We start from the raw sequence: 13,693 nt of genomic DNA on the forward strand, positions 1-13,693 counted from the left end.
GCATCGAAGACCGAGGACACCGCATGCGCCCGACCCTGCCCGCCTCCCTGCTCGCCCTGTCCCTGGCGGCCTGTGCGCATGCGCCGGCACCGGCGACTGCCCCGGCCGCGAAAGCACCGACCACGCAGGAAGTGATCGACGCGTCCACGCCCGCGGACTGGCGTCCGCTCGACCCCGACAACACGATCTACATGCAGCTGCCGTCGGGCATGGTGGTGATCGAGCTGGCGCCGGCCTTCGCACCCGAGCACGCCGCCAACATCCGGGCGCTGGTGGGTGGCCGCTATTTCGACGGTCTGTCCATCAATCGCTCCCAGGACAACTTCGTGGTCCAGTGGGGCGACCCGGCCGGCGACGAACTGCCCCTGCGCCGACCGTTGGGCGAGGCCAGGGCGTCCCTGCCGGCCGAGTTCAGCCGCGCCGCCGGGGGCCTGGATTTCCACGCCCTGCCCGACCCCGACGGCTGGGCGCCCGAGGTGGGCTTCGTGCAGGGCTTCGCCGCCGCACGCGACCCGAAGGCCGGCAAGGCCTGGCTGGCGCACTGTTACGGCACGGTCGGCGCCGGCCGCGCCATGGCGCCGGACTCCAGCAACGGCAGCGAACTCTATGTCGTCACCGGCCAGTCGCCGCGCCAGCTCGACCTCAACATCACCACCGTCGGCCGCGTCGTGGTGGGCATGGAAAGGCTGAGCGTGATGCCGCGCGGCACGGGCCCGCTGGGCTTCTACACCGAGGCTTCGCAGCGGACACCCATTCTGGCCGTGCGCCTGGCCTCGGAAATGCCGCAGGACCAGCGCGCGCAGATCGAGGTGATGCGCACCGATACACCGACCTGGGACGCCTACGTCGAGTCGCGCCGCAACCGCCGCGACGAGTGGTACCTGCATCCGGCCGGCCACATCGACGTGTGCAACCTGTCGGTGCCGGTGCGGCCCATCCCGAAACCGGCCGCTGCCGGCTGACGCCGGCTACTGGCTCGCGCGCAGCGCGTCCTCGACGGCGGGCAGGTAGGCGGCCAGTGTTTCCTGGCCGCTGATGCCGGCGTGTAGCGCCATCAGGAAGGCGCGCAGGTTGTGCCGGCGCGCCAAGCCGGCCTCGTCTTGCCAGGCCTCGCCCCAGGCCGCCATCGGCGCGGGCGAGGCCACGCCGCCCAGCCAGGCCTTCCAGCCGTCCTGGTCGAACGTGTCCAGGCCCAGCGCCAGCAACACGGGGCGCGCCAGGCGTTCGGATTCGGTGTGCACGTAGGGCGGCGCGCCGACCGGGGCGACCTGGGCGGCGACGGCATCAAGCAGGCGCCGGCGCGCGGCGGCATCCAGCGCCGGGTTAAGCACCAGCTGCATCACGAAGTCGGCGCCGTGTGCCACGCCGTGGCGCCAGCCCTGGCCGTCTATGAAACCGCGGTAGTCGCGTACGCCGGACAGGTAGGACACCGCGGCCGTCACCAGCGCGTCGCGCTCGTCGGCGGAAAGCCAGGCGGCTACCCGGTCGGTGCGCGCGACTTCGGCCAGCACCAGGGCGGCAAACGGCGCCTCGAATCCGGACGGCTCCGGATGAGGCGGCGCCAGGGCGTGGAGCAGCGTCTTCATCAGGCTGGCGCGGGCCGCCGGCGACACGGCGTCCGCCCGGAGCCAGGTGGCCAGGGTCGTATAGGCAAGGGCGTCGCGAACCTGCGGATCCGGGTGTGCCAGGCAGGCCGCCAGCTTGGGCAATAGATTGTCTCGGTCGTCCCGGCTCGCGGTGGCCTGGCTGGCGGCTTGAACCGCCTGGCCGAACCCTGGCGTGCCGGGGCACATGGGAGCCGGGGACGTCGCCAGGGCCGGCAAGGGCAGCGCGAACAAGACAGCCGCGAAGAAACAACGCATCGTCCCCCTCCTTCCTTGCGCCAGGTCGCGCGATTGGTGCCAGCTGCATGGGAGAATGCCGCCCATGCCCTGGTTCGTCTACCTGATCGAATGCCTGGACGGCAGCGTCTACACCGGCGTGGCCGTGGACGTCGATCGCCGGTACGCGCAACACGCGGCCGGCAAGGGCGCGCGTTACACGAAGTCGCATCCGCCGCGGCGGCTGCTGGCCCGGTTCGAACACCCGGACCGCTCCAGCGCGCTCAAGGCCGAACACGCCATCAAACAACTCTCCGCCCACCAGAAACGCGAACTCGCCGCAGGCACGAAGCAATGACCCCGACCACCAAGGCCTACTGGCAGATGCACTTTTGCGTGCTGCTCTGGGGCTTCACCGCGATCCTGGGCAAGGTGATCACGCTGCCGGCCATGGCCCTGGTGGTCTGGCGCATGGCAATCGTCGCGCTGGCCCTTCTGCTGGTGCCCCGGGTCTGGCGCGGACTGCGCGCCTTGCCGCCGCGGCTGTGGCTGATCTATTCCGGCATCGGCACCCTGGTCGCGCTGCACTGGCTGACGTTTTATGGCGCCATCAAGCTGGCCAATGCGTCGGTGGCGGTCACCTGCATCGCGCTGGCGACGGTATTCGTGCCCATGGTCGAGCCCTGGATCACCGGGCGGAAGTTCGAGCCGCGCGAACTGCTGCTGGGCGTGGCGGTCGTGCCGGGCGTCGCCCTCGTGGTGGGCGGCGTGCCCGACGGCATGCGCCTGGGCATCGTGGTCGGCACGATCTCGGCGATCCTGGTGGCGCTGTTCGGTTCGCTCAACAAACGTTTCGTCGAACGCGCCGATCCGCTGACGGTCACCGGCCTCGAACTCGGCGCCGGCGGGCTGGTGCTGGCCCTGCTGACGCCGATGCTGCCCTGGTTCGGTTCGCCGCTGGTGATTCCCGGCGCCATGGACATGGTCTGGCTGCTGGTGCTGGCCCTGGCCTGCACCCTGCTGCCGTTCGCGCTGTCACTGGTGGCACTGCGGCACCTGAGCGCGTTTTCGGCGCAGCTGGCGGTGAACCTGGAGCCCATTTACGCCATCGTGCTGGCGATCATCCTGCTGGGCGAACAGCACGAACTGGGCGGCATGTTCTACGCCGGCGTGGTGGTCATCCTGGCCGGCGTGTTCGTGCACCCGCTGCTGTCGCGCCAGCCGATGCACAAGCCCGAACCGGCCAACCTGGGCACCGCCGAGAACAAGGTGCTCGACTAGGTCCGGCCACGCCGCATGCGCGGCGTCAGCTCCAGCGTGCCGGCCTCGTCGATCCACTGCAGCACGCCGTCCTGCACCACCACCTGCACGTCCATGCCGCGCACCAGGCGCTGGCCCAGGGCCTTGGCCTCGTCGGGGGCGACATCCACCACCACCAGGTTGCCAAAACGCGCCAGCGCGGCTTCGTGCTTTTCCCACCACAGGTCGGCGCCGCGGCCGCCGTAGGTCAGCACCACCGCTTCGCCCGCGCGGCCGCAGGCCTTGCGCACGCGCGATTCGTCGGGCTGGCCCAGGTCGATCCACTGCTCGATGACGCCGGTGAGGTCCTTGCGCCACAGGTCGGGCTCGTCGTGGGTGCTCAGACCTCGGCCGAACTCCAGGCGCTCATCGGCGAACAGGGCGAAGGCCAGCAGGCGCAGCATCAGCCGATCGTCGGTTTCGGAAGGGTGCTGGGCCAGCACCAGGTCGTGGCTGGCGTAATAGTGCCGGTCCATGTCGCTGATCTGCAGCCTGGCCTTGTGCACGGTGGACTTGGGCGCCATCGCGGGATCCGGGGTGGTCTGGGCCCGGCAGCCTGGGCCATGCCGGCCGGGCTGTCCAGTCGGCCTGCATTGCCAGCCGGGCGCGCTGCATGGACACTGTGCCCCGGGGAATGGTCAGGGGAGCACGACGTGGACGTCTACGAAAGGATCAAGCGGCTATTCGGCTGGGGCAAACCGGCGGCTTCGGCGGCCCGCGCCGAGGCCACCAACCCGCCGGGCGACAAGTCCGCCGGCCCCGGCCCGGAGCGTCGCGGGAAACCCCGCACCAATGCCCGCCCCGGCACGCGCATGCTGGTTATCGATGACTCGGCGACCATCGTTGCCCTGCTTGCGCGCATGCTGCGCCAGAACGACTACCACGTACTCGAAGCCGGCGACGCCGAACAGGGCCTCGAAATCGCCCGCACCGAAAGCCCGGAGCTGATCTTCCTGGACATCGTGCTGCCGGGCATGGACGGATTCGCGGCGCTGCGCCAGCTTCGCCGCGATCCCTACACGCGCGACATCCCGATCATCATGATCAGTGGCAACGAACAGGCCACCGAACAGTTCTACGTACACCGGATCGGCGCCGACGACTTCATGAAGAAGCCCTTCTCGCGCGCCGAGGTGTTCGCGCGCATCGAGCGCCTGCTCGACGCCAACCGGGTGCCCAAGCGCCTGCCGCAGGTAGCCCGCACCGACGCGGGCGCCGGGGACGACGCGGAAACCGCCTGAGCGGGGTCAGTGCGCCTCGGGGGCCTCGAGGTCAGCCAGGAATTCCGCCGCGGGTTTGGGCTTGCCGATCGCCCAGCCCTGCGCGAGGTTGCAGTTGAGGTCGCCCAACGCTTCAAGGGTGGCCTCGTCCTCGACACCTTCGGCGACAACGCGCATGCCCATCTGGTGGGCGAAGACGATCATCGCCTTGACGATCTGCAGCGACCGCAGGTCACCCAGCATGCCGGTGACGAAGGACTGGTCGATCTTCATCTCGGTTGCCGGGAATTCCTTGAGGTAGGACACGGAGGCATTGCCGACGCCGAAGTCGTCGATGGACACCCGCACGCCCGCCGCGTTGAGCTGGCGCAGCTGGTTCGCGCCACGCCGCACGTCGGCGACGATCGCCGTCTCGGTGACTTCCAGGACCAGGTCCCGCGGCGCCACGTCCCAGAGCTTCAGGCCGCCCAGCAACTGTTCCACCAGGCCACGCTCGGCGAAGGCCGTGGCGGACAGGTTGAGCGCGATCGGGAAGTCCAGGCCCAGCTTGCGCGCCTCGGACACCTGCTGCAGGCAGGCATTGATCGACCAACGGGTGAAGTGCGAAATCATGCCCGAGCCTTCCGCCACCGGGATGAACACGCCGGGGCTGATGAAACCCTTGCTCGGGTGCTCCCAGCGCGCCAGCGCCTCGGCGCCGACGATGTTTCGTCGGCGGACATCAAGGATGGGCTGCAGCCACATCGACAGCTGGCCTTCGCTGATCGCAGTCATCACGTCGGCCGGGTCCACGCCCATCGGCGTGATGCGCGTCTTGCAGACCAGCATGCGATCGGGTTCGTAGCGCGCCTGCAGCATCGCCTGCTCGGCCTGGCGGCAAAGCAATTCGGCTTCGTCGCCGTGTTCGGGGCACATGACGACGCCCACCGACACCATGGCAAGCACCGGCTGGCCGGCGGCTTCGAAGGGCTGCTCGAACTGCCGCTGCACGCGCGCCGCGGCCAGCAGGGCATGCTGGCTGTCCTTGAGCCCCGCCAGCAGCAGGCCGTAGTCGCCCGAGCCGAGCTCGATCATCTCGTCGCCGGGGCGAAGGATCGCGCGCAGGCGTTCGGCGGCCTGGCGCAGCAGCTCGTCCACGGCGCGGAAGCCGGCGTGGATGCGCAGCCGGCGCAGCCCCTGCATGCCGATGCAAAGGATGCCCAGCGACTGGCCCTCGGCCAGCGCCGCGGCGACCTTGGGCGTAACCAGCTCCACCATGGCGCTGTTGCGGGTGATCATGGCCGGGCCCCCGGCTTCAAAGGAACAGGTCCTCGGGCCGCAGCCCATAGGCGCCCGGCTCGAGGGCCTGGGCGATCTTGACCCCGCCGTCGGCGAGGTCGAAGCCGTATTGCATCAGGTCAACGTCGCGAAACGGCTCGTAGGGTTTCTTCTCGCTGTCGAGCAGCAGCATCAGCCGGGGCCGGAGCCTGCGCACCTGGTTCTGGGCCATCACCACACCGACTTCGCCGGTATTGAGCTCAACCAGCGAACCGGTCGGATAAACGCCCAGGCACTGCAGGAACTGTTCGACCACCTCGCCCTGGAACATGCGGTCCCGGGCCCGGTACAGGGCCTGCAGCGCGCCATGGCGCGATTCGCCGTTGCGGTGCGGGCGATCGCTGCGCAAGGCGTCGTAGGTGTCGACGATGCCGCCCATGCGCCCGGCCAGCGGCACGCGGTCACCGGAGAGTCCTTCGGGATAGCCGGAGCCGTCGTGGCGTTCGTGGTGCCCTGATACAAGCTCGCGGGCCCACTTGCCGGTGACACCGGCCTGGTCGAGCACGTCCATGCTTCTCTGCACGTGGCCGCGCATCTGCATCATCGCCCCGGTGTCGAGCTTGCCGTCGTGGTGGACCACGTCGTTGGGCAGGGTGGCCATGCCGGCATCGAGCAGGAAGCCGCCGGTCGCCAGCTCCACCAGCACTTCGCGCGGCAGCGCGAGGTGCCGGCCGAATGCGGCGGCAAGGGCGCTGCAGTTCACGGCATGGCTGTACATGTAGTCATCGCGCTTCATCAGCGCCATCAGCCAGAAAAGTGCGTCGGAATTGCGCAGCAGGCTCTCGACCATCGGTTCGATCGCCTCCTTGACCACGCCCGGCTCGAGCCGGCGGCCGTTGCGCACGTCATCGGCGATCCGTTCGGCCAGGGCGCGCAGGTTGGCGTGGACCTCGCGGGCCCGCGGGATCTCTTCCTTGATGTCGACGGTGTTCTGGTATTCGGGGCCACGCGGCGGGAAGACGTTGCGCGACGACGAGTCGACCCGCAGCGAGGGCCGGGAGTTGATGAGGCTCTTCTGGACGTCGATGAACACGCTGGTGCAATACGCGGACAGCAACTCGATGTCCTCGTCCGACTTGATCTCGAAGCCCTGGAAGGGAAACGGCGTACCCACCCAGTCGCGGTCCAGGCGACTGATGTACATGCCCTTCTCGAGCAGACCGACAAGCATCTGCCGTTCTTCCAGAACCATCGGTGGCCCCCCTCGTTTCCGGGGGCTAAGTTAGCATGGGTTCCCCCCCTGCCAGGCCCCTCCCATGGCCAAACCCCTGCTGGTATTCGTGCACGGCTGGTCGGTGACCAGCACGGCCACCTACGGCGAACTGCCGGACAGGCTCCGGCGCGAGGCCGCGCGCCGAGGCGGTCCAGGCCTGGATGTGGCCCATGTTTACCTGGGCCAGTACGTCAGCTTCCGGGACGAGGTGCGGGTGGGCGACATCGCCCGGGCCTTCGAGCACGCCATCCGGGGGGTGCTGGCCGGTGCCGGCCGCGACCGGCGATTCGCCTGCATCACCCACAGCACCGGCGGCCCGGTTCTGCGCGAGTGGCTGGACCAGTTCTATGTGCGCACGGGGCGCCTGGCCGACTGCCCGCTCTCGCACCTGGTGATGCTGGCGCCGGCGAACTTCGGGTCGGCGCTGGCCCAGCTTGGCAAGGGTCGGCTGGCCGGCATCCGCGCCTGGTTCAACGGCGTCGAGCCCGGCCAGGGGGTGCTGGACTGGCTGGAGCTGGCCAGCCCGGAATCGATGGCGCTCAACCTGCGCTGGATCCACGACTACCCGAAGCTGCACCTGCCGCGTGGGCCCCGGCCGGTTTTTCCCTTCGTGCTCAGCGGCGATGCCATCGATCGCAAGCTCTACGACCACGTCAACGCCTACACCGGTGAAACCGGCGGCGACGGCGTCGTGCGCCTGGCGGCGGCCAACCTCAATGCCCGCCACGTGGTGCTCGAACAGGCCGCGCCGGAGCCGGGGGAGGCCCTGCCCAGCGCCCGCAAGCGCCTGCGCCAACTGTCCCTGGCCGGCAATACCCGCTCGGCGCCCACGCCCTTCCGCATCCTGCCCGGGCTTTCGCACAGCGGCACCGAAATGGGGATCATGGCCAGCGTGCCCGACGACGACCGCCCGCACCCGACCGTGGACGCGGTGCTGCGCTGCCTGGCGGTGGCCGACGAGCCGGCGTATCTCGCACTGGGCAAGGCGTTTGCCGACGAAAACAAGGTGCACCAGCAGCCCGGGCGCCGGGTCGAGGTCGAGAAGATCCCGGTCCTGCCCGACCGCCGCTACGTGCACGACCCGCACGCGATGGTCATCTTCCGCGTGATGGACGACACCGGCGTCCGCCTGGGCGACCTGGACCTGCTGCTTACCGCCGGCCCCGGTGCCGACCCCAACCAGCTTCCCGAAGGCTTCCTGACCGATCGCCAGGGCAACCGGCGTGCGCCCGGCCACCTGGCGTTTTTCCTCAACCACGCGGCGCTGGCCGGTTCGCCGCCCATCCCCGGCCCGGACGGCCGGATCGTGCTGCCCGAACGCCTGCCGCGCCCGCCCTATGGGCTGAAGCTGCAGCCGCGCGGCGGCGAGAAACTGGTCGAACACTGGGCGGCGGAACTGGGCGCCGACCTGGGTGGCCTGCTGGACGTGATCGAACCCAACCAGACGACGATCATCGACATCGTGATGCGGCGGGTCGTTCGCGAGGGCGTATTCCGGCTCGGTCGCAGCCTGGCAGCCCGGGACTTCCGGGACGATCCGCCGGGCGGTGCGATCTGAGGGCCTGACCAGCGGCAGGGGACGGTGAACGGAAAGTTCACGTAGGCTGCGACACCATCGCCGTCACGCCCAGTCCAGCCGAGGTCCGAGCCATGGCCAGCCGTCGCGAATTCCTGTCCGCCGCCGTCGCCGCCGCGGGCGCCGTTGCCCTGCGCCCTGCCTTCGCGCTGTCGCCGGCGCTGCCGGCGGGCATGGGGATGCGTGCGATCCCCTCCACGGGCGAAATGATCCCCGTGATCGGCATGGGCACCTCCGGCAGCTTCGAGGTGGACGCGGCTGGCCGCGAACCGCTGAAGGAAGTGCTGCGGCGTTTTGTCGCCGGCGGCGCCAGCGTCATCGACACCTCGCCCAACTACAGCAATGCCGAGGACGTACTTGGCGACCTGATGGCCGAACTGGGCTTGCGCGACAGCATCTTCCTGGCCACCAAGCTCGCGGCCGACAGCCGCGCCGCCGGCGAAGCACAGTTCGCCGACTCGCTGCGCCGGCTGCGCACCGACAAGGTGGAACTGCTGGCCGTGCACAACCTGCGCGACTGGAAGACCCAGCTGGCGCTTGCGCGCGAGCTCAAGGCCCAGGGCAAGGTGAAGTATGTCGGGCTTACCCATTTCCGCGACGAGGCCCACGACACCCTGGCCGACATCGTCGCCGCCGAAAAACCCGACTTCGTCCAGATCAACTACGCCGTCGGCGCGCCGAACGCGGAGAAGCGGGTGCTGCCGGCCGCCGCCGACGGCGGCGTGGCGGTGATGGTCAACCGCGCCTTCGACGACGGCAGGCTGTTCTCGCGCGTGGCCGGCAAACCACTGCCGGGCTGGGCGGCCGAGGTCGGGGTCAGTTCCTGGGCGCAGATGTTCCTGAAGTTCGCGCTCAGCCATCCGGCGGTGACGGTGGTGATCCCGGCCACCGGCAAGCCAGACCGGCAGTCCGACAACCTGCGCGCCGGCAGCGGCGCGTCCCTGGACGCGGCGCAGCGCGCCCAGCTGATCGCGATGTTCGCCTGACATGGCCACGTCGCCGGGCGGAATCAGGCACCTGGTCGCCCGGCTCTTCGGCATCGAAGCCGGGGAGGTGCCGGCGGTGGTCGCCGGCATGGCGATGTTTCTGTTGCTGTTCGCCGGTTATTTCATGCTGCGGCCCGTGCGCGAGACCATGGGCATCGCCGGCGGCGTGCGCAACCTGCAGTGGCTGTTCACCGGTACCTTCATCGCCACGCTGGTGGCGATACCGCTGTTCGGCCTGGTCGCCAGCACGGTGCGCCGGCGACGCATCCTGCCCTGGACCTACGGCTTCTTCGCGCTGAACCTGCTGGGCTTCGCGGCCGCGATCCATGCCGCCCCGGAAAACCCCTGGCTGGCACGCGCGTTCTACATCTGGCTGTCGGTGTTCAACCTGCTGGCGATTTCGGTGGCCTGGAGCGTGCTTGCCGACCTGTTCCCGGCCGACCAGGCCAAGCGCGTATTCGCGCTGATGGCGGCGGGCGCCAGCGCCGGTGGCCTGCTGGGTCCGCTGCTGGGCCTGCTGCTGGTCGAAACCCTGGGCCACGGCGGCCTGATGGCCCTGGCCACCGCATTCCTCCTGGGCTCGGCGGGCGCGGCGCTGTGGCTGCAGGGCTGGCGTGACCGCCATCCGCTCGACCAGGCCGAAGTCCTTGCGCGCCGCGCGCCGCTGGGCGGCAATCCTTTCCAGGGCATCGGCACCGTGCTCGCCTCGCCCTACCTGCTGGGCATCGCCACGTTCGTGGTGCTGCTGGCCACGGTGACGACCTTCCTCTACTTCGAACAGGCGCGCCTGGTCGAGCTGCACTTCCCCGACCCGACCGACCAGACCCGGGTCTTCAGCCTGCTCGACACCGTGGTGCAGACGATCGCGATCCTGACCCAGCTTTTCCTGACCGGCCGCATCGTGCGTCGCCTGGGCCTGGTGGTGCTGCTGACCGCGGTGCCGGTGGTGATGGTGGGCGGCTTCCTGTGGCTGGCGATGGCGCCCACTTTCGCGGTGCTGGCGATCGTCATGGTGACCCGGCGCGCCGGCGAGTACGCCCTGGCCCGACCCGGCCGGGAGATGTTGTTCACCGTCGTGGCGCCCTCTGCCAAGTACAAGGCCAAGAACGTCATCGATACCGCGGTCTATCGCGGTGCCGATGCGATCAGCGGCTGGGTGAAGGCCGGCATCGACGCCTTCGCCGCCAACCCCGCCGTGGTCGCGGTGGCCGGGGCCGGCGTGGCCCTGGCCTGGGCGTTCACGGGCGCGGGCCTGGCCAGGGCGCAGGGCCGTCGGGAGGCTGGTTCGACGCCGCGCGATAGTATTGCTAACTAGGTAAGGGTTACTTCCTCCACCTTGTCCGCATTTGCTCATTCCCGGTCAGCGACCCCAGTCGCTTCAAAGGCCTGCCTGACGCCTGTTAGTGCTGCTTAGCGTTGCCCGCTCCGACTACCACCCTGCCCGTCTTGCGCCCCCGACGCCGGAATGGTCCATTGACCTCGCCCGGGCGGTTTTTTCTCCTCGTCGGACCACCCGGATTCCAGTTTCAGTCAACCGCCCCCTGGCGTTGACACCCTTTGGCAGGGCAATCAGCTGTTTTCGGGACAGCTGGCCCTGCCTTCTTTTTGCCTGCGATCAGGCTTTGGCCAGGGGACCCCGCTGGCTGACCGCCACACTGCCCAGGATGAGGGCGCAGGCCACGGCCATCGGCCAGGTCAGGGCTTCGCCCAGGAGGCTCCAGGCCCAGGCCACCGCCATCAGGGGCACCAGGTAGGTCACCGTGACCGCCCGCGCGGCACCCACGCGCTGGATGAGCCGGTAATACATCGCGTAAGCCCAGCCCGTGCTGAGCACGCCGACCGCGATGGCCGAGCCCCAGGCCGCGCCGGATACCGGTGCGACGGGCCAATGGGCCACGGCGAACGGAAGCGCCAGCAGCGCTCCACAAAGCAGGGTGGCCGCGGCCACCGCCACCGGCGGCAGGCCGGCGAACCAGCGCGGCACCAGGTTGGCGCCCACGCCATAGAGGAAGGCCGCCAGTGCGCCGGCCGCCGCGGCCGGGCCGATATTGCCGCCCCCGGTCTTGTCGCTCGCCAGCACCACCACGCCTATGAAGCCCAGGACCAGGGCGAACCACTTGCGCGGCGCGATTCGCTCCCTGAAGAACAGGAAGGCCACCAGGGCAGTGAACAGCACGGCCATGGCGTTCGTGATCGCGCCCACGCCGGCCGGCGCCTGCTGCGCGGCCCAGGCGAACAGGGTGAAAGGAATGGCGGAGTTGATCGCGGCGACCAGCGCCAGGCGCGGCCAGAGCCGGCCGGGCAGCTGCGCCCGCGCCAGCCACAGGAAGGGAAACAGGACCAGGGCGCCGAAGGCCAGGCGCAACTCCACCAGTGGCGCCGCGCCGAACTCCGGCGCCGCCACCCGCTGGAACAGGAAGGAAGCACCCCAGACGGACGACAGCAGCAGCAATTCCAGCGGCGTCAGCCAGGCCCGGGTCTCGAGGGGCAATCCGGGGGACAGCAGGGGCGGCGGGTTCTTCATGGCGAAGGCAAACCGGTTGTTGGCTGCGGCCATTATCGATAGCCCCGAAAACCCCACAAGCGCATACTTTCCGGCAGTGCCACAAACCTGGCTTGAAGCTCATGACACGCGTCCGGTCCGACCTGCTGCCCGCGCTCGCCGCCTTCGAATCGGCGGCGCGCCACCAGAATTTCACCCATGCCGCGGAAGAACTGCACCTGACCGCCAGCGCGGTCAGCCACCACGTCCGCAAGCTCGAAGGCCGCCTGGGCGTCGCACTGTTCCAGCGCCACGCCCGGGGCGTCACCCTCACCCAGGAGGGCCGGCAACTGGCCGATGCCGCCGGCAACGCGCTCGCCGACATGGAGAGCGTGTTCAACAGCCTTCGCCCGCGACGGCTGCAGGCCGCCAAGGTCCGCATAACCACCCTGCACTCGGTCGTGCATACCTGGCTGCTGCCGCGCCTGGGGCGGTTCGTGGAACAGCATCCGGACATCGAGCTGGTGTTCGACACCGAAGCGACGTTGAGCCGTTTCGAAGACGGCGGCCACGACCTGGGCATCCGCCACGGCCCCGGCCAGTGGCCGGGCCTCGTGGCCACGGCGCTGATGGACGACACCCTGCGGCCCGTGGCGTCACCACGCATGCCGGGGCTGGCGAACGTGCGCTCGCCCGCCGACCTTGCCACGCTGCCCCTGATCGCCGACAAGGCCCGCCAGGGCTGGCACGACTGGTTCCGGGCCGCCGGCGTGCATGGGGCGACGCCGCGCGAGCGCTACCAGTTCAGCGACTCCACCGACGCGATGCTCGCCGCCGCCCTCGGCCTGGGCGTTGCCCTGGCCCGCGAACGGATCCTGGCGCCCTTCCTTGCCGACGGCCGCCTGCGGCTGCTCGACCTGCCGGGAGTGCCGGCGCGCTGGAGTTACTTCGTGGTGGTGCCGGCGCATCGCCCGCCCAGCCCCGCCGCGCAGGGTTTCATGGACTGGCTGCTGGCGGACGTGGCGGATTTTGGCCCCTGACGCCGCCGGCGTATCCTGTGTGTTTGCTGCGGACCGCGATTGCATGCACATCTGGGTTGACGCCGACGCCTGCCCCAACGTCATCAAGGACATCCTGTTCCGTGCCGCCGAGCGCACCCGGATACCGCTGACGCTGGTGGCCAACAGCTGGATCCGCACGCCGCCCTCGCGTTACATCAAATCGATGCAGGTTTCCGGCGGCTTCGACGTGGCCGACAGTGAAATCGTCGAACGCTGCGCCCCGGGCGACCTGGTGGTGACCGCGGACATTCCGCTGGCGGCATTGGTGCTGGGAAAAGGCGCGCTGGCCCTGAACCCGCGCGGCGAGCTCTACACCGCCGACACCATCGCCCAGCGGCTGACGATGCGAAACTTCATGGACGAACTGCGTGGGTCGGGCGTTGATACCGGCGGACCGGCCGGCTTCCATGCCCGCGACCGCCAGGCCTTCGGCAACGCCCTCGACCGCTGGCTGGCCAGCCAGCCACGGCCACCCTCACCCGCCGGGGACACGGCATGACCATCATTCATTTCGATCTCGACCGCGAATTCGTCGCGCTCAACGACCTGCTTCGCCTGGCCGGGCTTTGCGGCAGCGGCGGCATGGGCAAGGCCATCGTCGCCAGCGGCGAGGTCGTCGTGGACGGTGCGGTTGAGCTGCGCAAGACCGCCAAGATCCGCGCCGGCCAGGTGGTGCGATGGGGCGACGCCGAAATCCACGTACGCGCCGCCGGCTGACG

The 13,693-nt window shown here is 69.6% G+C and carries 15 protein-coding genes; 10 read left to right on the forward strand and 5 right to left on the reverse strand.

Translation table 11 applies throughout. The features are described from left to right. Positions 1 to 23 precede the first annotated feature (23 nt). Positions 24 to 962, forward strand: coding sequence for a peptidylprolyl isomerase (locus ACYVJH_RS06255; protein WP_460453754.1), 939 nt, complete (start codon positions 24 to 26; stop codon positions 960 to 962). Positions 963 to 968: 6 nt separating this feature from the next. Here ACYVJH_RS06255 and ACYVJH_RS06260 read toward each other — a convergent pair whose 3' ends face one another. After that, positions 969 to 1,862, reverse strand: coding sequence for a DUF2785 domain-containing protein (locus ACYVJH_RS06260; protein WP_460453755.1), 894 nt, complete (start codon positions 1,860 to 1,862; stop codon positions 969 to 971). 64 nt (positions 1,863 to 1,926) lie between these two features. On the opposite strand from ACYVJH_RS06260, the gene ACYVJH_RS06265 reads away from it, so the two are divergent. Further along, entirely contained in the window at positions 1,927 to 2,178 is a 252-nt protein-coding gene (locus ACYVJH_RS06265; RefSeq protein WP_460453756.1) for a GIY-YIG nuclease family protein, read from the forward strand. Continuing rightward, positions 2,175 to 3,101, forward strand: coding sequence for a DMT family transporter (locus ACYVJH_RS06270; protein ID WP_460453757.1), 927 nt, complete (start codon positions 2,175 to 2,177; stop codon positions 3,099 to 3,101). Before ACYVJH_RS06265 ends, ACYVJH_RS06270 begins: the two co-directional genes overlap by 4 nt. Here ACYVJH_RS06270 and ACYVJH_RS06275 read toward each other — a convergent pair. After that, positions 3,098 to 3,643 carry a YaeQ family protein gene (locus tag ACYVJH_RS06275; RefSeq protein ID WP_460453758.1) on the reverse strand — a complete coding sequence of 182 codons (546 nt, stop codon included), beginning with the start codon at positions 3,641 to 3,643 and terminating at the stop codon, positions 3,098 to 3,100. The genes ACYVJH_RS06270 and ACYVJH_RS06275 overlap by 4 nt on opposite strands. 129 nt (positions 3,644 to 3,772) lie before the next feature. Here ACYVJH_RS06275 and ACYVJH_RS06280 point away from each other — a divergent pair, with 129 nt between their 5' ends. Next, entirely contained in the window at positions 3,773 to 4,360 is a 588-nt protein-coding gene (locus tag ACYVJH_RS06280) for a response regulator (protein WP_460453759.1), read from the forward strand. Positions 4,361 to 4,366: 6 nt separating this feature from the next. On the opposite strand, the gene ACYVJH_RS06285 is transcribed toward ACYVJH_RS06280, so the two are convergent. Both ACYVJH_RS06285 and ACYVJH_RS06290 read right to left on the reverse strand, forming a co-directional pair. Then, on the reverse strand, positions 4,367 to 5,617 hold the full coding sequence (locus ACYVJH_RS06285; RefSeq protein ID WP_460453760.1) for a putative bifunctional diguanylate cyclase/phosphodiesterase: 1,251 nt from the start codon (positions 5,615 to 5,617) through the stop codon (positions 4,367 to 4,369). A gap of 16 nt (positions 5,618 to 5,633) precedes the next feature. After that, positions 5,634 to 6,827: an HD-GYP domain-containing protein gene (locus ACYVJH_RS06290; protein WP_460453761.1), complete on the reverse strand. Its 1,194-nt coding sequence runs from the start codon at positions 6,825 to 6,827 to the stop codon at positions 5,634 to 5,636. Between the two features lie 85 nt (positions 6,828 to 6,912). Here ACYVJH_RS06290 and ACYVJH_RS06295 point away from each other — a divergent pair, with 85 nt between their 5' ends. From ACYVJH_RS06295 to ACYVJH_RS06305, 3 genes are all read left to right on the forward strand, one after another. Beyond that, on the forward strand, positions 6,913 to 8,427 hold the full coding sequence (locus tag ACYVJH_RS06295; protein WP_460453762.1) for an esterase/lipase family protein: 1,515 nt from the start codon (positions 6,913 to 6,915) through the stop codon (positions 8,425 to 8,427). A gap of 92 nt (positions 8,428 to 8,519) precedes the next feature. Further along, positions 8,520 to 9,431 (forward strand): aldo/keto reductase, encoded by a 912-nt coding sequence (locus ACYVJH_RS06300; RefSeq protein WP_460453763.1) that lies wholly within the window; start codon positions 8,520 to 8,522, stop codon positions 9,429 to 9,431. Position 9,432: 1 nt separating this feature from the next. Beyond that, on the forward strand, positions 9,433 to 10,746 hold the full coding sequence (locus ACYVJH_RS06305; RefSeq protein WP_460453764.1) for an NTP/NDP exchange transporter: 1,314 nt from the start codon (positions 9,433 to 9,435) through the stop codon (positions 10,744 to 10,746). 300 nt (positions 10,747 to 11,046) lie between these two features. Here the strand turns inward: ACYVJH_RS06305 and ACYVJH_RS06310 are convergent, their stop codons facing one another. After that, a complete protein-coding gene (locus ACYVJH_RS06310; RefSeq protein ID WP_460454277.1) occupies positions 11,047 to 11,955 on the reverse strand; it encodes a DMT family transporter in 909 nt (302 codons plus the stop codon). Between the two features lie 101 nt (positions 11,956 to 12,056). Between ACYVJH_RS06310 and ACYVJH_RS06315 the strand changes: the two genes are divergently transcribed. From ACYVJH_RS06315 to ACYVJH_RS06325, 3 genes are read left to right on the forward strand one after another with little or no spacing between them, the layout of a single operon-like run. Further along, positions 12,057 to 12,953 carry a LysR substrate-binding domain-containing protein gene (locus tag ACYVJH_RS06315; protein ID WP_460453765.1) on the forward strand — a complete coding sequence of 299 codons (897 nt, stop codon included), beginning with the start codon at positions 12,057 to 12,059 and terminating at the stop codon, positions 12,951 to 12,953. 43 nt (positions 12,954 to 12,996) lie between these two features. Next, a complete protein-coding gene (locus tag ACYVJH_RS06320; protein ID WP_460453766.1) occupies positions 12,997 to 13,473 on the forward strand; it encodes a YaiI/YqxD family protein in 477 nt (158 codons plus the stop codon). Continuing rightward, the gene (locus ACYVJH_RS06325) at positions 13,470 to 13,691 is read left to right on the forward strand and encodes an RNA-binding S4 domain-containing protein (protein ID WP_460453767.1); all 222 of its coding nucleotides are present in this window, start codon (positions 13,470 to 13,472) and stop codon (positions 13,689 to 13,691) included. Before ACYVJH_RS06320 ends, ACYVJH_RS06325 begins: the two co-directional genes overlap by 4 nt. Positions 13,692 to 13,693: the final 2 nt, after the last annotated feature.

The sequence above is a fragment of the Arenimonas aestuarii genome (genome assembly GCF_054781715.1).